Below are 21,336 nucleotides of genomic sequence, written 5' to 3' on the forward strand. Positions count from 1 at the left end.
TCACGTGAAACTAGCCGCGGCAGCACGTTGCCTCCGGTGTCTTCTGTGGCTTCCGCGAGCACCGCGTGCGGTACCGCCGCGATGTTTCACGTGAAACTAGCCGCGGCAGCACGTTGCCTCCGGTGTCTTCTGTGGCTTCCGCGAGCACCGCGTGCGGTACCGCCGCGATGTTTCACGTGAATCGAAAAGTGATCCGGCGCGCTTTCTTGACCGCATGGCCCTATCGAGCACGCGGATCGCGCGACAGGCGCGCATGCGTACAGGAATGGCTGACGGCGTCGGGTACGGTTGAAGAACGACAGGACGCGTCACGTTTCACGTGAAACATCCCCACAGAGAAGGAGAGTCGGTGACTCATTCGCCCGCCGCAGACGACTCATCGCCGCTCATGCGCGAGATTCTGGACCTCACCCACCGACGTAAGAATCTAGCCGATATATCGGTTCCTTTGCCCGAAAAGACGCGGATTTTCACGGTTTCCAACCAAAAAGGCGGGGTCGGCAAGACGACTACCACTGTGAACATCGCGGCATCGCTCGCGAAGCTAGGAGCCCGGGTTCTTGTTATTGACCTGGATCCGCAGGGTAACGCGTCAACAGCGCTCGGCGTCGATCACCATGCCGAGATTCCGAGCATTTACGACGTGCTGATTGATGACTTTCCTCTCGAAGACGTCGTGCAGCAGAGCCCCGAGTTCGACACCCTCTTCTGCGCGCCCTCGACCATTCATCTGGCCGGTGCGGAGATCGAGCTCGTCTCGCAGGTCGCGCGTGAGCACCGTCTTCGTACCGCTCTCGAGCAATTCGTCGCTGAAGCGGAGGATCCCTATCACTACGTTTTCATCGACTGCCCTCCCTCTCTCGGATTGCTGACCATCAACGCGTTTGTAGCAGCACGCGAGGTTCTGATCCCGATTCAGGCGGAGTATTACGCACTCGAAGGTTTGAGCCAGTTACTCAACAGCATCCGAATGATCCAAAAGCACCTCAACCCACCACTGCGCGTGAGCACGATCCTTCTGACGATGTTCGATGGACGGACCAACCTCGCGCATCAGGTGGCGGACGACGTGCGGGCACACTTCCCCGCCGAGGTGCTGAAGGCCGTCATTCCTCGAGCCGTGCGGATCTCGGAAGCGCCCAGCTTCGGCCAAAGCGTTATCAGTCATGATCCCAGCGGCGTGGGGGCTATCTCCTACCTCGAGGCGGCCACGGAGATTGCGATGAGACAGGCGGAGCGCGACGAAGCGGCCGCTGACGACTCGGCACAGAGAACACCTGAATTGGTTACTGAAGGAGCTACACACTAATGGCTGTGAAACGCACGGGCCTCGGCCGCGGTATTGGATCTCTGATCCCTACGGCGACGCAAGAAATGACGGAGAACGGCCGGCCGGTAGACGTATTCTTCCCCCAGACCAACCCGGAGCGAACCCTCGACAACGACGCCCTCGTCGCGGTGCCGGGCGCCCGGCTGGTGGAACTCGACCCGGCGGACATCATCCCGAACGCGGTGCAGCCTCGCACTAACTTCGACGCTGCAGACCTTGCTGAGTTGGTGCACAGCATCCGCGAGGTCGGCGTGCTCCAGCCCATCGTTGTTCGGCCCCACCCCAAGAAGCGCGGCAAGTACGAACTCATCATGGGTGAGCGCCGGCTGCGGGCGACCAAAGAGGTAGGCCTCGCGACGATCCCCGCGGTCGTGAAGGATACGGCCAACGAGGACATGCTTCGGGACGCTCTCCTGGAGAACCTTCACCGGGCGGACCTCAACCCACTCGAAGAGGCATCAGCCTACCAGCAGTTGCTCGCCGATTTTGGAATCACCCAGGACGAGCTGGCGGTGAAAATTGGCCGGTCACGTCCACAAATCACGAATACGATCCGTCTCCTGAAGCTCCCGCAGGCGATTCAGGCTCGCGTGGCGGCAGGGGTGCTGACGGCAGGGCACGCTCGCGCCATCCTCTCCCTCACCGAGCCCGAGCTGATGCAGAAGCTCGCGGACAAGATCGTGAACGAAGACCTGTCGGTGCGCGCGGCGGAGGCCGCGGCAGCCCACATGCAGGGCCAAGCCCCCAAGAAAACCAAGCCGGTGTCTGGCACGCGCCATGCGCATCTCGAGGAAGTCGCCGATCGGCTCGGCGACCGCCTCAACACCCGGGTGAAGGTGGCCCTCGGAGCCAGAAAAGGCCAGGTCACGATAGAATTCGCGACTCTGGGCGACCTCAACCGGATCCTCGCCGAGATCGGCGAGCCCGCCTACGGCTCGTAAAAACCGCTGCTGCGGCTGGGTTACTCCCCGGCCGCAGCCAGGGCGAGAGCACTGTATGCGGACGCCAGTGTGAGCCCGGCGGCCTCGATAGCCTGCGGCACGAGGGACGTCTCGGTAAGACCGGGCAGCATGTTCGCTTCCAGAAACCACACAACGCCATCAGCATCCACGATCAGGTCAATGCGCGAGATGTGTCGCATCCCCAAAATCTTGTGCACCTCAACCGCGGTCGCCGCTGCACGCTCGGCGATGTCCTCCGAGACGCGTGCCGGGGCGTAAAACGTCGTCTCCCCCGCGTTGTATCGCGCTTCGAAGCTGTACACGCCCGACAGTGGTTCAATCTCAACAGCGGGCAACGCAACCGGTCCGTGACCAGAGTCCATCACTGCGATCGCGAGCTCGGTACCCTCGATCTTCTTCTCGATCAACGCGACATCTGAGTAGGTGTACGCGTCGACCATCGCGCGTGGCAGGTCAGCGACATCCGTCACAATCGTCACACCTTGCGCAGAGCCGCCCTGTGCGGGCTTCACGACCGCGGCAGGACCGATGCCGTGCACGACCTCCGCGAGCACGCCATTGGCGCCCAGCTCGCGAAAGGTGCCGTTGGGCAATGACAGCCACGCGGGTGTTGCGATGCCTGCCCGGGCCACCAGCGCCTTGGCGGTCGGCTTGGACCAGGCGAGCCCTGCGCTCTCTGAATGAGAACCCACATAACGGATGCCTCTGGCACGCAGCAGCGCCTGCAGCGCTCCGTCTTCGCCGCTGGCTCCGTGAAGGGCGGGCCAGACAACGTCTGGCGCCTTCTCGGCCAGCATCGGCAGCAGCCGAGCGTCAGGATCACGAAGAGTGACGGTGTGCCCTGCGGCCTGAAGTTCTTCGGCGACGCGACGCCCTGACCGCAGCGACACGTCACGCTCGTGCGAGATCCCCCCGGAGAGCACCACGATGTCGAGCTTCTTAAATTCGGTCATGATCAGGCCTTTTCTGTGGGTCTGCGTGGGCGGTCAGCGAGTTCAGGACATGTTGGGTGGCGGGCCCGCGAAGTTGCCGCGGCCCTTCGCCCCCGTGAGGCGTCCGGTCCCCGCGAACGTGTCGAGCAGATCGAGTTCGCCGTTGATCACTGTAGCCAGCCGCCGAATGCCCACCCGAATATTTTCAGGCGTCGGGTAGCAGAATGAGAGCCGGATGTTGCGGCGCCCGTCTCCGTCGGCGTAGAACGCCGTTCCGGGCGTATAAGCGACGAGCTCCTTCACCGCCCGTGGCAACATGGCCTTCGAATCGAGCTGCTCGGGCAGGGTGAGCCACACGTAGAAGCCACCGTTGGGATTCGTCCAGCTGAGTTCGGGCAAGTACTCCCCGAGCGCCGTCAGCATGGTCTCTTTTCGCTCCCGATAGACCCCGCGGAAAGTGTTGATCTGGCCTTTCCAATCCGCCTGGTCCAGATACTGCGAGATGACGAGCTGGCTAAACGAGGACGGGCAGAGGATGGCCGCCTCGTTGGCGAGGATGAGCTTCTCGCGGATGGCGTGCGGAGCGAGTGCCCACCCTACCCGGAAGCCCGGTGCGAGTGTCTTGGAGAACGTGCCCAGGTAGACGACGCCGTCCGACTCAAGCGAACGCAGCGCCTCGGGCGGCTTTTGCTCGAAATACAGGAGGCCGTACGGGTTGTCCTCGAGCACCAGGATGTCGTTCTCACGCGCGATCTCAAGGATCTCGCTGCGACGCGCCTCCGACAGGGTGACACCAGCCGGATTGTGGAACGTCGGGATTGTGTAGAGGAACTTGATGGTTTTGCCGGCCGCCTTGAGGCGTGCAATGTGCTCACGAAGTGCTTCAGGAATGAGCCCGTTCTCGTCCATCGGAACGTGGTCGACCTCGGCCTGATAGCTCTTGAAGATCACCATGGCCGTGACGTAGCTCGGGCCCTCGGCCAGCACCACGTCGCCCGGGTCAATGAAGAGTTTGCTGAACAGTTCGAGCGCGTGCTGGCTGCCCGTGGTAATCACCACGTCAGAGGCACTCCCCTGGATTCCCTCGAGCGCCATCACCTCGAGCGTTTGTTCGCGCAGCTTCTCCACGCCCTGCCCGGAACCGTACTGAAGCGCAACCGCACCCTGTTCGCGCATGACGCGGCCCATGGCGTCCGTGACCAGATCTTCGGGGAGAGCGGAGACAAAGGGCATTCCACCGGCCAGCGAGACAACCTCGGGGCGGCTCGCCACGGCGAACAGGGCTCGGACCTCGCTGGCGGCCAACCCGGCCGTGCGGGCGGCGTAAGCGCCGTACCACGGGTCGAGGTTGTTTCCGGATGAGTGGCGAGAGCCGAGTTCTGACACTGTTCTTTCCGTTCCTGGTCTTGAATCGATGTTAGCCGCACGGCGGGGATGCCAATGAACGGCGAGTGGACTGCTGCCTGCGCGACCATTAACGACAACGACCCGCCCGGCGGGTGCCGGACGGGTCGAAAAGATCGTCTGGCTACTTGATGAAGGCGGCCAGGTCGTTCTCGAGTGCTGCTTTGGGCTTCGCGCCGATGATGGTCTGTGCCACCTCGCCACCCTTGAACACCTTGAGGGCAGGGATCGACGTGATCTGGTAGTCCATCGCGAGCTGCGGGTTCTCGTCGACGTTCACCTTGACGATGTCAAGCTTGTCGGCGTGCTCGGTGGCGATCTGGTCGAGGATCGGCGAAACCATGCGGCAGGGGCCACACCATTCAGCCCAGAAGTCAACGAGAACGGGCTTCTCGCTCTTCAGAACCTCGGCGTCGAAAGTGCTCTCGGATACTGCACGTGCTGACATGTTTACTCCTTGTGGATAGATGAAAATTTAAACGGATGCCGCGACTGCGGACGCAATTTCAGGGTTGTGGTCCGCTTCCTGCTCGAGGCTCGCCAGGTAGTGCTCAGCGTCCAGGGCAGCGACGGTTCCGGATGCGGCGGCGGTGACCGCCTGGCGGTAGCTCGGGTCGATGACGTCACCGGCAGCGAAGACACCGGGGAGGTTCGTGCGGGATGAACGGCCGTCGACCGCAATGGTTCCGTCGGCGGTGAGTTCGAGCTGCCCGTGGAACAGGTGGGTGCGCGGATCGTTTCCGATGGCCACGAACAGTCCGCCGAGCTCGAGCGAGCTCTCGGAGCCGTCGACCGTGTTGCGCAGAGTCACTCCGTTGACGGCGTTCTCACCGGAGATGCCGACGACCTCGGAGTTCCAGATGAACTCGATCTTCTCGTTGGCGAAGGCTCGCTCCTGCATGATCTTCGACGCCCGCAGGGTGTCCTTGCGGTGAATGACGTACACCTTCGATGCGAAGCGCGTGAGGAAGGTAGCCTCTTCCATCGCGGAGTCGCCGCCGCCGACGACCGCGATCGTCTTCTCCTTGAAGAAGAAGCCGTCGCAGGTGGCGCACCACGAGATGCCGCGGCCGGAGAGGCGCTCCTCGTCCGCGAGGCCGAGTTTGCGGTACGCGCTTCCGGTCGCCACGATGACGGTCGACGCCTCAAAGTCACCGGAGTAACCGGTCTTGACGGTTTTCACCTCGCCATCAAGCGAAACCTCGGTGACGTCATCAAGGATGATCTCGGTGCCGAAGCGCTCAGCCTGCTCCTGAAACTTGGTCATGAGCTCAGGGCCCTGGATTCCTTCGGGGAAGCCCGGGTAGTTCTCCACCTCGGTGGTGTTCATCAGTTCGCCACCGGCCTCAACGCTCGAGGCGAGGAGCAACGGATTCAGGTTGGCACGAGCCGCGTAGATCGCCGCGGTGTAACCGGCCGGCCCAGACCCGATGATGATGACATTGCGCACGGTAGTTGCTCCTCAAAACTTGACTCGACCAGTCCAACACATCTTAGTGAGCACCTATTCCGGCGGCCGAGCTGCGCTGGGAGGAGGCTGTGAGCGCCCGCGGAAGCGGGGTAGGCGCCTAGCGACGACGCAGCCGCCGTGTGATCGGTGCCAGTGCGGAGCGCAGCTCTTCTGACCGCATCAGCGCGAGCACACCGAGGTACAGCACGAGCATGACGACACCGATGAGTGCCATGGTCAGGATGGCTGTGACCGGTGAGGCCAGTGCCCAGCCGTCGGTGTATCCGCCGAGCCAGAAGATCAGCAGCACGCCGGCGATCACCGCGGGGATCGCGGCCACCGTGAAGACGGTGAGGCTCCGGATGATGCGGGCCATGTCGAGGCCGTTGATGCGACCTCGAAGAAGGATGCCCGCGGTCACCATCTGAACCACGATTGAGATCGACATCGCAACCGCAAGCCCGATTCCGATGAACTGCTTGGGCAGCTGGGAGCAGGCGAGGGCCAAGGCGACGTAAACGACCGTCTGCACGAGAGTGAAAAGGAAGGGCGTGCGGGTGTCGCCCAAGGCGTAGAACGTGCGCTGGAAGACGAACAGCACGGCGAACGGAACGAGGCTGATGAGGTAGCCCATCAGGACGAAGCCCATGGCGGCGGTGTCGGGGAATTGGCCGGTGAACAGGCTCGCGAAAGGAAAGGCCACGACCAGGAGAACGGCGGTGGCAATGACGATCAGGAGGGTGATTTGACGAACCGCAGCCGAAACATCCGTTTTCAGATCGTCAAGACGGTTCTCGCGGACGTGCTCCGACAACCGGGTGAAGTAGGCGGTGGCGACCGAGAGGGTGATGACGGAGTGCGGCAGCATGTAGATGAGCCAGGCGTTCTGGAGCGTCGCCGTCGAAGGGCCGTGACCGGAGGCGATGAGGGCAACGTTCGTCTGGATGAGTCCGCCGGCGGTAGTCAGTCCGAGCATCGCGAACGACCAGCCGGCGAGCTTTCCTGTCGCGCGCAGGCCCACACCGCGCCAGGCGAAGTCGGGACGGTAGCTGAGGCCGATTCGGCGCCAGAAGAAGAAGAGGATGACGGCTTGTGCGGCCACGCCGAGCGTCGCGGTGCCGCCAAGCAGGGTGACCATGCCTGGCGTCCACTCGGTGACGAGTCTGGCGCCGTTGGGGTCAGCACCAAAGAGCACGATGAAGACAACGAGGCCGAGCATTGAGACGACGTTATTGATGACCGGTGACCAGGTGAACGGCCCAAACAGCTTGTGGGCGTTGAGGATCTCACCGAGCACCGAATACAGCCCATAGAAGAAGATCTGAGGCAGGCACCAGTAGGCGAAGGCGATGGCAAGTGCGCGTGAGTCGGAGTCGAGGCTCACCGAGTACAGGTGAACCAGGATGGGCGCGAGGAAGACGGCCAGGATGGTGGCTGCGATGAGCACCACGAAGGTGATGGTGAGGAGCTTGTTGATGTACGCCTTGCCGCCGTCGGCGTGGACGATGCTCCTCACGATCGACGGCACGAGAACGGCGCTCAGCACACCGCCCGCGATGATGACGTAGAGGGTGTTGGGCAGCTGGTTGGCCACACCGAACGCGTCGGCGCTGCGCGAACCGACGAGACCGATGGTGGTCGCGAGCAGCATCGCCTTCACGAAGCCGAGGAGGCGGGACACCATGGTGCCCGAGGCCAGGAAGAAACTGGCGCGGCCGATGCCAGCGCCGTCTGTTGTCTTAGTCATTCACGCTCTCGGCGGGTGACGGGTCGGCTTTCGGCCGGCGCTTGCGGATAGTACGGATGAGGCCACCGAGGAACAGGCCACCGATGAGCACACCGATGAGCGTTGCTCCGATGCCCTCCCAGTCGGCTCGGACGCTGACGGGGACGTGCACGCTGCCGCCGACCAGGGCGTTTTGTGGCGAGTAGAGCTGCACCCGAACGGATACGTCGCCGTTGCCGAGGCGCGCCTGCACGGGAACCCTCACGGTCTCACGGGAGTTCGCGGGGATGGTCTGGGTGACCGCCGAGTCGACGCTGAGCTTGAGGCTCGACGTCGACGCCTGGAGCACGACGGTGACCGGCAGGTTGAAGTCGTTGCGCACGGAGAACGGGAGCGAGGTCTGATTGCTCACCATGTTGATCTGCGTCGTCGCTGTGATCGATACCGATGCGAGGGTCGCCGTGGTTTGCTCATCGTGCGCGGTGACAGCGTCCGTCCACTCGGTGAGGTTGTCCCGCCATGAGATCGAAAGGAGGGCGAGGACCTCCGCGCGTTCCCGGCCGGTCAGCAGGGTGGGGTCATCGAGCACTGTCGCGAAGCTCGCGATTTCTGCCTCACGCGCACTCAGCCGGGTGGCGGCAGAAGTCCGTGCGGCGTCCTGTGCCATGTCGGTTACCGTGACGGCGCTGGGAGCTGACGTTGAGGCCAAGTTAAGCGATGTCGTCACGACGCCCGGCAGGGTCGCGAGCGCGGAGAGTGCTTCGCTGAGTCTCGCTGAGGTCGGCGGCCAGCCCCGGTCGAGCGTGAGGACAAGATTGCGCTGTGGTGCGCCGCGCTCTGAGCCGACCACCATGAGTTGCGCGGCCAGATCGGCGAGAGCGTCCTGCTGCGCGTCCGTGCTGATGGCGGTGGCGGCGTTTCGCAGGGCTAGGGATGCTGCGGAGTCGGACACGATGACGGCTGCATCGCCGATGGTCGCGGCTGCACCCGGTGTGTACGACTCCGACGAGACGACGTTGCTGGACGAGACGATTGTTGAGGTCGCGCCGGAGGCTGCGAATACCGGAAGGTCCGTTGCCATCACCGTATTGTCTGCGGGCCAGACCACACCACTGGTGGTGTAATTCCACTCGGTCAGTTCGGCAAGGCTGGGGAGTGGTCGTTCGTCGGGCGTCGGTGTAGGCGATGGGGTTTCGGTGCCCTCGGGTGGGGCATCGCCGTCGGTGGTTCCGTCATCTTCGGGCACGTCGCCCGCGAAGTTCTCGGAATTCAGGCCGTAGAGCAACGAGGTGGGACTCAGCAGCGCTGGGATGCCGGCTTGCGACTGAACCGACGGGTCAGCGTCGGCATACTGCAGAGGGAATGTCTCGTTGGTTGCTCGTGACAACCGGTCGAGCCAGCCCACCGCCGACGCTGGGGCCTGGTTTCCCAACGCTCGAATGGATGCAATGAGCATCGGGTCGATTCCGAGGGCGACCGGCCGGTCGATGACGCCATCGAGTTGCTTCGTCAGAACACCGGTGGGGGAGGTGTAAAACGCGAGCGCGTCGGCGGTCAGCAGCCCCGCCGTCGTGGCGGGTGCCGTGAGGGGCATCACGACAGCAACGCCGAGGGGCGTCGCTGCGGGATCCGGGCTGTACACGATCGTGTCACGTGCTTCCACAACCGTTTCGGCGCTGGAAAAGACGGCGTCGAGCGGGTACGTCCCGCGTGTTGCCGGCAGCGCGAGAGATTCCGGGCTGACCTCGATCGGCGTTGCCGTGTAGCTGCCGCCGGGCTCGAGCGCCGGAATGGGCACAGCGGCGACCGTGTGCTCTGTCTTTGAGGTGCTGGAGAGGTCGAGCCATTCACTGAGCGCCGTCCGGGAGGTCAGGGGGCGGTCATTCGATTCGAGGGACAGTGTGCCGTCGGGGACCATCGCGTCTGTGCCATTTTCGATGGTCACCGTAATGGCCATCGTTGCGCCGGCGCCGAGAAAGCTGGCGGATTGCCGGATCGAGACGGACACATCCTCGACCGGCTCGGCTGCGGTGGTGATAGCGGCGGTGGCAACACCTGAAGTGTTGAGAGCGGATGCCGCCGGCACAGTCCCAAGGGACAGCAAACCGACCGCGGTGGCGAGAAGCGCACGGAGGGTCAGTGGCAGTCGATTCTGGGTCATAAGCGTTGCGCCGGAGCAGGAGAAATCACCCGCCAGCATTGAACCGATTCTATGGGTGGACGCTGAGGGGATGCTCCCAGCGCGCGGCGAACCGCCGATCCTCGCCCGTCACAGCGCACAGCTCACGCTGAAATTCGCACAGCCACTCGGCTAACCGGTTCAACTGGTTGCGATGCGCGCACGCTGGATGGATGCCGTACATGTACATCCTTCGTTGCTCGGACGGGTCGCTGGTGACCGGAACGACGTGGAATCTGTCCTACCATCTCGGGCAGTCGCAGTGGGAGGTCGGCCGCACCCATACAGCGTGGCGCTGGCCCGCCGACCTGGTTTACGTCGAGGAGTTCGAACGAATCGACGCCGCCTTCTATCGCGAGCGAGAAGTTCACGGCTGGAAGCGTGAACGCAAAGAACGGCTGATTGTCGAAGGCAGTGGCTGGAAACCCCTGCAATATCTGGGTTAGCGGCTACTCGGCTACTGTTCCGAGCAAGGTCCACACCGTCCGCGTCAGGTCGGGGTGCTCGAGCGCTATGTCTCGCAAAAGGTCATATTCCAGTTTCGCGATGTTTGCCCGATGCAGCGCTGCATCGGGCAGTGCGCTCCGTGCGGCGTGTTTGGCCATGGCGTACTGCGCGGTCATCCCGCGCGCATCCAGGGCGTCGGCGCGAAGTTCGAAGACAACGAGCTCATCGACGGTGGGCAAGTCATGAATGAAGTCGTAGGGATCCTCGCCCGCTCGGCAGCGGTGCTCGATCAAGACGTCGAGCTCATACCGGGCATACTTGCGCAGTTCGGCGAGGTCCATCTTGGCCATGGTCATCTCGCCTCCTTCCGTTCTGCGGCGGGTGCCGGGTTAAGCGTACGCGAGGTTTTCCGGGAGTGACATGAGCGAAGCTACGAGCGAAATTCGGCTGCAGCCCGCGGTTCTCGTGCAACTATGGGCCATGGAACAGAAACCGCTCGCCAGCAGCACACTGCGGCATTTCCGCGGGATACTCGACGCCCAACGGGCGGAGATCCTCGCACAGCAGGCGCATGTCGCCGCGTCGCTCGTCGAGGTTCGAGGTGCTCGCGATGGTGAGCAAGACGATGAGCATGACCCGGAGGGCCCGACGCTCACCAGCGAGTGGTCTCGACTGACCGGGCTGCAGGGTGATGCCGTACGCCAGCTCACGGAACTCGACAAGGCGATCGGTCGCATCGACGATCACAGCTACGGGATCTGCACCCGTTGCGGCCAGCCGATCGCCCGGGAACGCCTTGAAGCCCGCCCGGTCGCCGAACTCTGCATCGATTGTGCACGCCTCGCTGAAACCGGTCGGTGAGGTTACCGGCCGCCCAATGGTTTCAACCGATGCCTCCGCGTACTCTCGAGGCATGAGTGAGACGGACGCCGCCCTGCCGGAGGTGTGCGTTTGTTACATCCTGAGCGACACCCCCGAAGCCGGTTACCGGGTCCTCCTCGGTCGGAAGAAGAAGGGTCTCGGCCTAGGAAAACTGGTGGGGCCAGGCGGCAAACTCGAGCCCGGTGAGTCACCCCAGCAGGCCGTGGTCCGCGAGGTGCTGGAAGAATCGGGGCTCCGCGTACGCAAATCGGACCTCATCCTCCTGGGTCGCATCCGTTACGAATTTCCCCAGCGAAAGGCATGGAGCCAGGTGTCTTGGGTGTTCGCCACGCGCGCGTGGGAGGGGTCGATCATCGAGTCCGACGAGTTACTCCTCGAGTGGGTCCCCGTCGCCGGGATCCCGTTTGCGGAGATGTGGGACGACGCGAAGTTCTGGCTTCCCAATGTTCTGAAGGATGTCGGCACCGGCCCTCTCATCGAACGTCGATTCGTCTTCGGACCCGATCTGGACACCGTCGTCGATTCCGACAATGACGGCGCCTCCATACCGATCAGGCCTGCAGCGCAAGCGTAAAAGGAAGAACAGCGGATGCCCCGCTGCGGCGGAGCAGGCGGCCCGCGACGGTGATCGTCCATCGGCTGTCAGCCAGATCGTCAACCAGCAACACGGGTCGGTTGGCGTAACCCCTCAAAGCGGTTGCCAGTTCCTGTCCGGTGTCGAACCGACCCCACACACTCGACAACCGGTATGCGCTGTTCCCGCCCGGCTCACCGGAGGGGCCGCCGTTCGCGAGATCGAGCGCACCGAGGTAGGGCAGCCGCCCCACGTCGGACAGTGCTCGAGCCACCGAATCGACGAGCAGGGGCCGGCGCCGAGACGGCATCGCCACCACGGCCGCCGGGCGCTCGTCCCAGCCCCATTGAGCGAGCACGCGGATGCACGCGTCGATGAGCGCCGGGCTCGCGGGTGCGTCGGCGGTGCCAGGGGCGAAGAGAGACCGCAGTGTTCCGCCCCAGCCGAGGTCGGTGAGTCGAGCCAACGCCCGGCCGGGTTCGACTCGGTCGTCGGGAGCGATCTTGCCCTTCACCGGAACCCCGAGCTGGTCGGCGCCGGTGGGCCACTGCGCGCGCGGCTCGATCACCACGCCGACCCGGCTGAGCGACTGCGACGCCTGTCCCGTCGCCTCGTCGCGAATGTCTGTCGGGTACCAGGCCGGCCGCCCGGCCGCTGCCGCACAGGTGTCGCACCGACCGCAGGGCACGGCCGTTGCGTCGTCGAGGGCACGCTGCAGAAACTCCATCCGGCACGCGGTCGTGCGCTCGTATTCGAGCATGGAGTTCTGCTCAGCCACCCGAGCGGCCGAAATTCGCGCGTAGCGCTCGGCGTCGTAGACCCAGGGCCGCCCGGTTGCGACCCACCCACCGGTGACGCGTTGCACCGCACCGTCAACATCGAGCACTTTCAGCAGCAATTCGAGCGGACTCCGCTTGAGATTCACTCGCGCTTCAAGCGCCGGCGTCGACAGCGGCGCACCGGTGAATGCCAATTCGTCGATGACGGCCGTTGCGCGCGCCTCGTCGGGCATCGAGGCCGTTGCAAAGTACTGCCAGATCGCCTCGTCCTCGTCGCCGGGCAACAACAACACGTCGGCGCTCGCACGTTTTCCGTCGATCATGGCCGCTCGACCGGCACGGCCGACCTGCTGGTAATACGCCACCGGTGACGACGGAGCGCCGAGGTGAATGACGAATCCGAGGTCAGGTTTATCGAACCCCATGCCGAGAGCGCTGGTCGCGACGAGCGCCTTGACCTGGTTATTCTTCAGCGCTTGCTCCAGGCCTTCGCGATCCGTGGCATCCGTTCGGCCGGTGTATGCCTGCACTTCATGCCCGGCTTCACGCAGCAGGCGTGCGGTGTCTTCGGCGGCCGAGACGGTGAGGGCGTAGATGATGCCCGAGCCGCGGAGGTCATCGAGGTGCGTGAGCAGCCAGGCCAGCCGTGACCCGGCATCGGGCAAGCGGAGGACACCGAGGCGCAGGGACGCTCGGGCGAGGGGGCCTCGAATGGTCACAACCTCGGTGGACCCCGCGGTCTCGAGTTGCTCGGCGACGTCGGTGACGACTCGGGAATTCGCGGTTGCCGTGGTTGCCAGAACCGGAACGCCGGTCGGCATTTCGGCGATGAGGTCACGCAGCCGCCGGTAGTCGGGACGGAAGTCGTGGCCCCAGTCCGAGATGCAGTGTGCCTCATCGACCACGAGGAGTCCGGTGCGCTGCACAAGGCTGGGCAGCTGTTCCTCCCGGAACCGGGGGTTGTTGAGTCGCTCGGGTGACACGAGCAGCACGTCGACTTCGTCTCGCTCGAGCTTGCCGAGCACATCACCCCACTCGTGCGGATTCGCCGAGTTGATGGCGACCGCGCGCACCCCGGCCCGGGCAGCCGCCTCAACCTGGTCGCGCATGAGCGCGAGCAGGGGCGACACCAGCAAAGTTGGGCCGGCGCCCTGGCGACGCAACAGCAGGGTGGCCACAAAGTACACGGCCGATTTGCCCCACCCGGTGCGCTGCACAACGAGGGCGCGACGTCGTTCATCGACGAGCGTGGCGATCGCCTCGAACTGGCCCTCGTGAAAATCAGCGTCGGGCGCGCCGACGAGTGTTCGCAGAATCTCGAGGGCGTCGGCCCGGGTATTCGTCATGCTCCCAGCTTCGCAGGTACACCTGACAACACCGCTCCCTCGATCCCCACCCTCCGGGTGCCACACTGGTAACCGTGACTTCAGCGCTCGTGCACTCCCTTCGAATCGATCTCGACTCCGCCGCATATTCGGTGACAACGCTCACCGAACTGTGGGGTGTCAACGCCGAAGCCGCACTTCACCGCAACGAACGGGTGCCAGCGTTGCGCGCGCTTGCCGCACGCCGACGGGATCACGGGCCAGAGGCATCCGCTACCCTCGCCACACTGTTTGTGCTGGGCCTCGCGGTGTCGCGCGATGATCTGGCAACTGCTCTTCCCACGCTGGGCGTCGATGGCGCAATTGATCTCGGGCTCGTCGAGCTCACCGGCGACGAGGCCCGCCCGCTGCTCGACCTGCGCCCATACAGTTTCGTCGACGCGCATGGCGCCGGCAGCTGGTGGATTGCCTCCGATCTCGGCGAGCTCGCCCTCGGTCGACCGCTCAGCGAAGAGCACGTTCTCGGTGTCGGAGGGGCATCTGTGACGCTCAGCGGGCTCATGATGCAGGACCCGGTCGGCAGTGTGCTCGACCTGGGCACCGGTTGCGGCATCCAGGCGCTGCACGCGGCGCGGCACGCCACCCGCGTGGTTGCCACCGACATCTCGACGCGCGCGCTCGAGCTCGCCGCCCTTAACGCCCAGCTGAACTCCATCTCCAACATCGAGTTTCGGCACGGCAGCCTGTTCGAGCCAGTTCGCGGCGAGCGATTCGACCAGATCGTCTCCAATCCCCCCTTTGTCATCACCCCACGCGCCGAGGGCGTTCCCGCTTACGAGTATCGCGACGGCGGCATGGAGGGTGACGCGCTCGTTGAGGCCGTGCTGCGCGGGGTTGCCGCGCACCTGAACCCCGGCGGTGTGGCGCAAATGCTCGGCAACTGGGAGTATCGCGTCGGGAACGATGCGTTCCGGCGGGTCGGCGGCTGGCTCGACGGGACCGGCCTTGACGCGTGGGTCATCGAACGCGACACGCAGGACGCCGCCCAGTATGCCGAAACCTGGATTCGCGACGGTGGCACACAGTCGGGCACTCCCGAATTCGATCGGCTCTACGCCGCCTGGCTCGATGATTTTGAGGCACGTCGCGTCACCGAGGTCGGTTTCGGATATGTCACGGTGCGGATGCCGTTGGCCGGCTCTCCGACATTGCGTCGCCTTGAGCGGTTGCACGGTTCCCTCGGTGCGAACGAGTCCGGGCTTGGCCTTCACCTCAGTGCGGTCCTGCGGGCGCACGATTGGCAGTCGTCTCGATCCGACGCCGAAATCGCCGCGGCGCACCTCACCGTTGCGCAGGATGTGACCGAGGAGCGGCACTATTGGCCCGGGGCCGAAGACCCGACGGCCATGATGCTGCGGCAGGGCGGTGGGTTCGGACGCTCCGTACGCATGGACACTGCTCTGTCGGGCCTGGTCGGCGCGAGTGACGGCGATCTTTCGGTGGGTGCCATTGTGGCGGCGATCGCCGAGTTGATGGAGGTCGACTTCGCTGAGCTTCTCGCCGAACTGATGCCGCGTATCCGTGGACTGATCGACGACGGGTTCCTCACGGCCGCCGACTAAGGGAGCCCGCTTACCCGCTTACCCGGCGGACTAAGGTAGCCCGCCGCCGTCTCAGCCCTCGACGTGCCGCAAAGATAGGACATTCGCCCGATCCGGCGCCCTGCCCTCAGAGAACACGATGGGTCCATCGAACATCGACGGAGGCATCATGAACATCTCAGGCGACTACGGAACCGAACTGCTCCTGCGTTACACCGAGGAACGACTCGTGCGGGACCTGGAACGCCAGCGCTCGGCAGACGAGCGTGCCAGCGAGGCGCATCCCGAGGCGCATCCCGAGGCGCGACACGAGCCGCATCACGAGGCGCGTGGCGAAGCTCGTCATCGTGCTCGTCATGGAGCGCGCACCCGGCTTTCGCGCATCGTGCGGTTCTTCGTCCGCGAGGACGTCACAGCAGGCGGCCCCGAGTGGATGCGCCCTGTTTCTCCTCCATCCGCCACCTCGGTCGAACCGGCGCCGTCCCCACGTCCGGTCTCCTCACTCGCTGCCCGGGGTGAAGAGACCGCAACAGGCAACGATGAAAAGCGGATGGCACGCCGCGAGCTGGCCAGCAGCCGCCGGTGATGCAGGCGGTAACGTCGGTAGCGCGGGAGCGAGCGGCGATTGTCCCCGCTTCGCGGGAGGGGGCGCCCTCGACGGGTGTCACAGCGGCGTGGCACGATGAGTCAGTGAGATCCCCGGCGTCGAGTCCTGCCATGATCGGGCGTGAGTCCGAACTGGCTCGGCTGCGTTCGGTCTTCGCCGCCACCCGCGACGGGCGACCGCAGGGCGTCGTGGTGTCGGGTGAAGCCGGCATCGGCAAGACTCGCCTACTCGAAGAGTTTCGTGCGTTTGCCTCGACCGAGGCACTCGTGCTGACCGGGCAGTGCGTCGACCTCGGGGCCGTTGCGGCACCGTACTCCCCGATCCAGGCCGTACTGCGCTCGCTCGTTGCGGCGGTCGGCGCAGACACCGTGCTCGACGCCGGCGGCCCGGGCGGCGAGGCGCTCGCGGCGCTCGTGCCCGAGCTCGCCGCGCGCACCCCCGACGCTGCCACCGGTCGGCTCAACCGGGTACACGATGCGGTGGCCACGGTGCTCGAAACCGTGTCGCGGCAGACCCCGCTGGTTGTGCTGATCGAAGACCTGCACTGGGCCGACGAAGGAACCCTCGACCTGCTCCGGTTCCTGCTCCGGGTGCTCGGATCGGGCCGGATCCTCGTTGTGCTGAGCTTTCGCACCGAGGACGTGTCGCGTGGCCACCCGCTTCGCGCGCTGTTGTCTGAACTCGACCGCAGCCGCAGCGTAACGCGGGTCGAGCTGGCGCGGCTGACCCGTGACGATGTCCGTCGACAGGTGACTCAGATCCTCGGCGCTGAACCCGATGAGGAGGCGTTCGACCGTGTGCACGCCCGCAGCGAGGGTGTCCCCTTTTTCGTGGAGGAGCTCGTCGGCTTTGACGCCTCCGGCGAAGGCGAGCTGCCGTGGACACTTCGTGAGTTACTGCTCGCCCGGTATGAGCGGTTGAGCGACGAGGCCCAGCACCTGCTGCGACTGATCTCGGCTGGCGGTGTTCGCGTCGACCATACGCTGCTCTCGTCCGTGTTTCCGGGTGACGCCGATCAGCTGGATTCCGCAGCGCGCGAGGCCGTTCTCGCGCACATTCTCGTGGCGGACGAGCGGAGCTACGCGTTCCGGCACGCGCTGGTTCGCGAGGCGATCCACAGTGACCTGCTTCCCGGTGAGCGAGCCAGGTTCCACACCCGATTCGCCGAAGCACTAGAGGCCATCTCGGCCGAACACCGGGTCGCCGCCGAGGTGTCGTATCACTGGATGGCGGCCCACGACGCGGCTCGCGCCTTCCCCGCGTCGCTCGCTGCGATGAGCGAAGCACGGGCCAGCTACGCCTATGGAACGGCCGCCCAAATGGGTGAACGGGCGCTGGAGTTGTGGGACTCGGTGCCGAACGCGGAAACGGTTGCGGAACGCAAGAAAATCGACTTGCTGGCGCAAACAGCATCCGCTCTCCGCAATGCCGGTGAGGGCGAACGTTCCCTCGCCATGATCAATCTGGCGCTCGACGAATGCCCACGCGATGAGGCGTTGCGTTACGCCCGACTTCTGCGTGACAAGGCGCTCTACCTCGGCAATGTCGGAAAACCCGGGTCGATTCCACTGCTGCGCCAGGCGCTGGAACTGGTCCCGCCCGGTGCCGAGGGATACGCCGGCACCTCCGGCCTCGCCGGCACGACGATGAGCGCAGGCGAACTACGATCGGGGCTGCTCACGGCGCTCGCCAGTCGGCTGATGCTCAACGCTCACTTCGATGAAGCCATCATCACCGGAAAACAGGCGCTCGCCGAGGCGCACAGGGCTGGCTCCGACCGTCACGCGTCGATCGCCTCGAACGTGCTCGGCTCAAGCGAGATCAGCTCGGGTCTCATCGCCGAAGGACGCGCGCACCTCAACGACGCCCTGGTCCTCTCCGAAACCGACACGAGCGCGCGACTGCGATACCGGGTCAACGCTTCAGACGCCGAGTTCCTGCTCGGCCACTCGGGCGAGGCGCTCTGTATCGCCGAGCTGGGCATTGAGCGTGCTCGCGAACTGGGCGTCGAGCGCAGTTCGGGCATCATCCTGAAGTCCAACGCCGTGGATCCGCTCATCGCCCTGGGCCAGTGGGACCGCGCCGACGCGTTCATCGACAGCGCGATCCGACTGCTCCCATCGCCCACCTTCAACGCCTATCTCAATCGGGCCCGAATCTTCCTGCTGACCTGGCGAGGAGAAACGGATGCCGCTTTCCGCCTCTATCGCAGCGTGCGGACGTCTTTGCGCGAACTCGGTGAGGTCGAAATGCAGGTCAAGCTCGGCGCGCCGCGCGTGGCAGCCGAGTTGCTTCTCGCGCAAAACGCTCCGGACGAGGCGTGGGACGAGGTGTCGATACTCTTTGAGTCCGACCACCGTGCGGTCCCCGGGTACGAGCTCCCGTTACTCGCCGTCGCCGCACGGACGCTCGCCGCGCTTCGACGCGCGGCCACGCCGCCGACCGCCGACAATGCGGAGGCCAGGATTCGGGCACTGCTCCAATCGGTCAGCTGGTGGCCGACCGCCGACCTGTGGACGGCGATCGTCGACGCTGAGTTGTCGGGCGGAACAGGAACCGGAAACGACCCAGACGCGTGGCAGCGCGTCGTCGACCGTGTGGCGACCGACCCGGCCAGCCAGGCACACCTGCCCGCATACGCGGCGCTTCGGCAGGCGCAGGCGCTCGTCGAAACGGGCGACAGGACGGCTGCCGCGCCGCCTCTTCGCGATGCCTGGCACCGGGCCGAGGCTCTCGGCGCCGGTCTCGTGTCGAGGCAGGCGCGCGAAGTCGCAGATCGTGCCGGACTCTCCCTGACCCCCGGACGGCGATCAGCGGATGCCACGGACCTCACGGCGCGAGAGCGGCAGGTCCTTGACCTCCTCGGGCAAGGGCTCAGCAATCGGCAAATCGGCGAACGGCTCTTCATCAGCGCCAAGACAGCGAGCGTGCACGTGTCGGCGATCCTGCGCAAGCTCGGGGCCTCCAGCCGCACCGAGGCCGTGTTCCTCGCCCGAGAACCGGTCTGACCCAGTAATTATCGGCATGATAGTCCGATTCTTCTCCTTCTAGAAGCGGTTGCCGACTTCTCTTAGCGCTTCTAGAGTCCGGTTGTGGCAATGGTGCCACGCTCTTCAGCACTGTGCTGAACCTGACAAAGGGGACACGCATGGAACACAGAACATCTCGGGCTTCCCGGGTCGAGGAGGCACCGTGACCAGTGTGCTCGGCCGCACCGACGGCAGCGCAACACCATCCAACACGCGACGGACATTGAATCGCCGTCGCGCACCCAAGCGCACCTACAACCGCCGAGAGGCAATTGCCGGGTACCTCTTCATCGGGCCCTGGGTAATCGGGTTCCTCATCTTCACCCTCGGCGCGATGATCTACAGCCTCGTCATCTCTTTCAGCGACTACAACCTCGCCACGAACTCGGCAACGCCGGTCGGTTTCGCGAACTATGCCCAATTGTTCGAGGATCCGAAGGTGGGCCTTGCCCTCGGAAACACGCTCGTGTACGCGCTCATGGCCGTGCCGCTCGAGATTGCGTTTGCCCTGTTCCTCGCCTTGCTGCTCGCTCGGGTCGGAAAGGGCGCTGGCGTTTTTCGCACCATCTATTACCTGCCAAAAATGACGCCGACGGTGGCGACAGCATCCGTTTTCCTGCTTCTGCTTAATGGAAATTCGGGTGCCATCAATAAGGGCCTTGCCGTGATTGGCATCGAGGGGCCGCAGTGGCTCGTCGACCCGGCCTGGGTGAAGCCGTCGATCGTGTTGATGACCCTGTGGACGGTCAGCGGCACGATGGTCATTTTTCTCGCGGCGCTCAAGAACGTGCCGCGTGACCTCTACGAAGTGGCGTCACTCGACGGCGCCGGCCCGGTGCGGCAGTTCTTCTCCATCACGGTCCCGATGATTTCGGGCGCGATCTTCTTCAACGTGATCGTGCTCACCATCGCAGCGTTCCAGGTGTTCGACCAGGCCTATCTCCTGTTCTGGCGGGACCAATCCAATGCGTCGCCCGAATCATCACTGTTCTACGCGGTGTACCTGTTCCAGCAGGCGTTCCGTCAGTTCGATTTCGGGTTTGCGGCAGCGATGGCGTGGCTCCTCTTCATGATCATCATGATCATCACCTTCATCCAGATGAAGTTCGGGAACCGATTTGTGTACTACGAGGGAGATGACAACCGATGAGCGTCACCCAGTCATCACCGGATGCCGTAAGACTGGCCGGCCAGGCCATCGGCGAGAACACCGTCGCGTCCGGGAAGAAGATTCCGAAGGTGGACCGGTGGCACAAACCGAAGACCATCCTGGGCAAGGTCGTCCTCTGGATTGCGCTCATCGGATTCTCCCTGTTGTTCCTCTACCCGTTCGTCTGGTTGCTTGCGGCAAGCCTGAAGCCGCGCGGGCAGGTTTTCGACAACGCGCTCATTCCGAAGACCTGGGTGCCCGAGAACTACGTCGAGGTGTGGAATCAGCTTCCGCTGATCAGCTGGATGTTCAACAGCGTCTCGATCGCGCTTCTCGCCGCACTCGCCGTCGCTCTCTCCAGCTCGGTCGTCGCGTTCGGTTTCGCCTACTTCAAGTTCCCGGCCCGCAACCTGCTGTTTGGATTGGTTCTTGCGACCATGATGCTGCCGGGCGCTGTGACAATGATTCCGCAGTACCTCATTTGGAAGGAATTGGGGCTGATCGGAACGTGGGTGCCGCTGTGGGGTGCGAACCTCTTCGGTTCGGCGTTCTACATCTTCCTGCAGCGACAGTTCTTCCTGGGTCTCCCGCGGGAGCTGTTCGAGGCCGCCCGAATCGACGGCTGCAGTTACTGGGGTCTCTTCCGGCGCATCGCCATGCCGCTGTCGATCCCCTCGTTCATCATCGTGTTCGTCTTCGAGTTCCAGGCGAGCTGGAACAACCTGCAGGCGTCGTTGATCTATCTCAACGCCGGTTCGGTCGAGGGTTTCACTGCGCCGCTCGGTATTGCCTATGCCATGACCAAATACAGCCCGACCGCAGGTGGGCAGGGTGACTATCAGTACGTCATGGTCGCGTCGCTCATCGTCACCATTCCCATGCTGCTGATCTTCGCCTTCGGACAGCGGTACTTCATTGAAGGTGTCGCCACCCAGGGTCGGAAAGGCTAGGGCGCGGTC

General features: G+C 64.4%; 18 protein-coding genes. 10 read left to right on the forward strand and 8 right to left on the reverse strand.

Annotated elements, in window-relative coordinates:
- Positions 1-388 precede the first annotated feature (388 nt).
- Both L1277_RS05140 and L1277_RS05145 read left to right on the forward strand, forming a co-directional pair.
- Positions 389-1,309 (forward strand): ParA family protein, encoded by a 921-nt coding sequence (locus tag L1277_RS05140; RefSeq protein ID WP_253375906.1) that lies wholly within the window; start codon positions 389-391, stop codon positions 1,307-1,309.
- Entirely contained in the window at positions 1,309-2,271 is a 963-nt protein-coding gene (locus L1277_RS05145) for a ParB/RepB/Spo0J family partition protein (protein WP_253375292.1), read from the forward strand. Before L1277_RS05140 ends, L1277_RS05145 begins: the two co-directional genes overlap by 1 nt.
- A 20-nt stretch (positions 2,272-2,291) precedes the next feature.
- On the opposite strand, the gene L1277_RS05150 is transcribed toward L1277_RS05145, so the two are convergent.
- The 6 genes from L1277_RS05150 to L1277_RS05175 all read right to left on the reverse strand — a co-directional run bounded on the left by L1277_RS05150 (position 2,292) and on the right by L1277_RS05175 (position 10,004).
- On the reverse strand, positions 2,292-3,245 hold the full coding sequence (locus L1277_RS05150) for a D-alanine--D-alanine ligase (RefSeq protein WP_253375293.1): 954 nt from the start codon (positions 3,243-3,245) through the stop codon (positions 2,292-2,294).
- Between the two features lie 42 nt (positions 3,246-3,287).
- The gene (locus L1277_RS05155) at positions 3,288-4,610 is read right to left on the reverse strand and encodes a PLP-dependent aminotransferase family protein (RefSeq protein ID WP_253375294.1); all 1,323 of its coding nucleotides are present in this window, start codon (positions 4,608-4,610) and stop codon (positions 3,288-3,290) included.
- A gap of 142 nt (positions 4,611-4,752) precedes the next feature.
- A complete protein-coding gene (trxA, locus tag L1277_RS05160) occupies positions 4,753-5,076 on the reverse strand; it encodes a thioredoxin (protein WP_253375295.1) in 324 nt (107 codons plus the stop codon).
- Between the two features lie 27 nt (positions 5,077-5,103).
- Complete coding sequence (trxB, locus tag L1277_RS05165) at positions 5,104-6,078, reverse strand: thioredoxin-disulfide reductase (protein ID WP_253375296.1); 975 nt, start codon at positions 6,076-6,078, stop codon at positions 5,104-5,106.
- Positions 6,079-6,196: 118 nt separating this feature from the next.
- Positions 6,197-7,825: a murein biosynthesis integral membrane protein MurJ gene (gene murJ / locus L1277_RS05170; RefSeq protein ID WP_253375297.1), complete on the reverse strand. Its 1,629-nt coding sequence runs from the start codon at positions 7,823-7,825 to the stop codon at positions 6,197-6,199.
- Positions 7,818-10,004, reverse strand: a complete 2,187-nt coding sequence (locus tag L1277_RS05175; protein WP_253375298.1) for a DUF6049 family protein — start codon at positions 10,002-10,004, stop codon at positions 7,818-7,820. The genes murJ and L1277_RS05175 overlap by 8 nt, the downstream gene beginning before the upstream one ends.
- Before the next feature lie 161 nt (positions 10,005-10,165).
- On the opposite strand from L1277_RS05175, the gene L1277_RS05180 reads away from it, so the two are divergent.
- Positions 10,166-10,429 (forward strand): GIY-YIG nuclease family protein, encoded by a 264-nt coding sequence (locus L1277_RS05180; RefSeq protein ID WP_253375299.1) that lies wholly within the window; start codon positions 10,166-10,168, stop codon positions 10,427-10,429.
- Between the two features lie 3 nt (positions 10,430-10,432).
- On the opposite strand, the gene L1277_RS05185 is transcribed toward L1277_RS05180, so the two are convergent.
- The gene (locus L1277_RS05185) at positions 10,433-10,786 is read right to left on the reverse strand and encodes a hypothetical protein (protein WP_253375300.1); all 354 of its coding nucleotides are present in this window, start codon (positions 10,784-10,786) and stop codon (positions 10,433-10,435) included.
- Positions 10,787-10,850: 64 nt separating this feature from the next.
- On the opposite strand from L1277_RS05185, the gene L1277_RS05190 reads away from it, so the two are divergent.
- Together L1277_RS05190 and L1277_RS05195 are read left to right on the forward strand one after the other, a co-directional pair.
- Positions 10,851-11,291, forward strand: coding sequence for a TraR/DksA C4-type zinc finger protein (locus L1277_RS05190; RefSeq protein ID WP_253375301.1), 441 nt, complete (start codon positions 10,851-10,853; stop codon positions 11,289-11,291).
- Positions 11,292-11,343: 52 nt separating this feature from the next.
- Positions 11,344-11,886, forward strand: coding sequence for an NUDIX domain-containing protein (locus L1277_RS05195; RefSeq protein WP_253375302.1), 543 nt, complete (start codon positions 11,344-11,346; stop codon positions 11,884-11,886).
- On the opposite strand, the gene L1277_RS05200 is transcribed toward L1277_RS05195, so the two are convergent.
- Positions 11,864-14,011, reverse strand: a complete 2,148-nt coding sequence (locus L1277_RS05200) for an ATP-dependent DNA helicase RecQ (protein WP_253375303.1) — start codon at positions 14,009-14,011, stop codon at positions 11,864-11,866. The two genes, L1277_RS05195 and L1277_RS05200, sit on opposite strands and share 23 nt — an antisense overlap.
- A 74-nt stretch (positions 14,012-14,085) precedes the next feature.
- On the opposite strand from L1277_RS05200, the gene L1277_RS05205 reads away from it, so the two are divergent.
- From L1277_RS05205 to L1277_RS05225, 5 genes are all read left to right on the forward strand, one after another.
- Positions 14,086-15,612 carry a methyltransferase gene (locus tag L1277_RS05205; RefSeq protein ID WP_253375304.1) on the forward strand — a complete coding sequence of 509 codons (1,527 nt, stop codon included), beginning with the start codon at positions 14,086-14,088 and terminating at the stop codon, positions 15,610-15,612.
- Positions 15,613-15,760: 148 nt separating this feature from the next.
- Positions 15,761-16,177 carry a hypothetical protein gene (locus tag L1277_RS05210; RefSeq protein WP_253375305.1) on the forward strand — a complete coding sequence of 139 codons (417 nt, stop codon included), beginning with the start codon at positions 15,761-15,763 and terminating at the stop codon, positions 16,175-16,177.
- A gap of 131 nt (positions 16,178-16,308) precedes the next feature.
- On the forward strand, positions 16,309-19,206 hold the full coding sequence (locus L1277_RS05215; protein WP_253375306.1) for a helix-turn-helix transcriptional regulator: 2,898 nt from the start codon (positions 16,309-16,311) through the stop codon (positions 19,204-19,206).
- 244 nt (positions 19,207-19,450) lie between these two features.
- Entirely contained in the window at positions 19,451-20,377 is a 927-nt protein-coding gene (locus L1277_RS05220; RefSeq protein WP_253375907.1) for a carbohydrate ABC transporter permease, read from the forward strand.
- Positions 20,374-21,327: a carbohydrate ABC transporter permease gene (locus tag L1277_RS05225; RefSeq protein ID WP_253375307.1), complete on the forward strand. Its 954-nt coding sequence runs from the start codon at positions 20,374-20,376 to the stop codon at positions 21,325-21,327. Before L1277_RS05220 ends, L1277_RS05225 begins: the two co-directional genes overlap by 4 nt.
- The last annotated feature ends 9 nt before the right edge of the window (positions 21,328-21,336 follow it).

Origin of the sequence: Okibacterium sp. HSC-33S16 (assembly GCF_024171565.1) — a bacterium.
Lineage (GTDB): Bacteria > Actinomycetota > Actinomycetes > Actinomycetales > Microbacteriaceae > Mycetocola_A.

Coding starts and splice junctions, on each gene's coding strand:
- murJ (WP_253375297.1), bottom strand. CDS start 7,825: ATGACTAAGACAACAGACGGCGCTGGCATCGGCCGCGCCAGTTTCTTC.
- L1277_RS05195 (WP_253375302.1), top strand. CDS start 11,344: ATGAGTGAGACGGACGCCGCCCTGCCGGAGGTGTGCGTTTGTTACATC.
- L1277_RS05190 (WP_253375301.1), top strand. CDS start 10,851: ATGAGCGAAGCTACGAGCGAAATTCGGCTGCAGCCCGCGGTTCTCGTG.
- L1277_RS05200 (WP_253375303.1), bottom strand. CDS start 14,011: ATGACGAATACCCGGGCCGACGCCCTCGAGATTCTGCGAACACTCGTC.
- L1277_RS05180 (WP_253375299.1), top strand. CDS start 10,166: ATGTACATCCTTCGTTGCTCGGACGGGTCGCTGGTGACCGGAACGACG.
- L1277_RS05145 (WP_253375292.1), top strand. CDS start 1,309: ATGGCTGTGAAACGCACGGGCCTCGGCCGCGGTATTGGATCTCTGATC.
- L1277_RS05150 (WP_253375293.1), bottom strand. CDS start 3,245: ATGACCGAATTTAAGAAGCTCGACATCGTGGTGCTCTCCGGGGGGATC.
- L1277_RS05210 (WP_253375305.1), top strand. CDS start 15,761: ATGAACATCTCAGGCGACTACGGAACCGAACTGCTCCTGCGTTACACC.
- L1277_RS05215 (WP_253375306.1), top strand. CDS start 16,309: ATGATCGGGCGTGAGTCCGAACTGGCTCGGCTGCGTTCGGTCTTCGCC.
- L1277_RS05140 (WP_253375906.1), top strand. CDS start 389: ATGCGCGAGATTCTGGACCTCACCCACCGACGTAAGAATCTAGCCGAT.
- L1277_RS05175 (WP_253375298.1), bottom strand. CDS start 10,004: ATGCTGGCGGGTGATTTCTCCTGCTCCGGCGCAACGCTTATGACCCAG.
- L1277_RS05225 (WP_253375307.1), top strand. CDS start 20,374: ATGAGCGTCACCCAGTCATCACCGGATGCCGTAAGACTGGCCGGCCAG.
- trxA (WP_253375295.1), bottom strand. CDS start 5,076: ATGTCAGCACGTGCAGTATCCGAGAGCACTTTCGACGCCGAGGTTCTG.
- L1277_RS05185 (WP_253375300.1), bottom strand. CDS start 10,786: ATGACCATGGCCAAGATGGACCTCGCCGAACTGCGCAAGTATGCCCGG.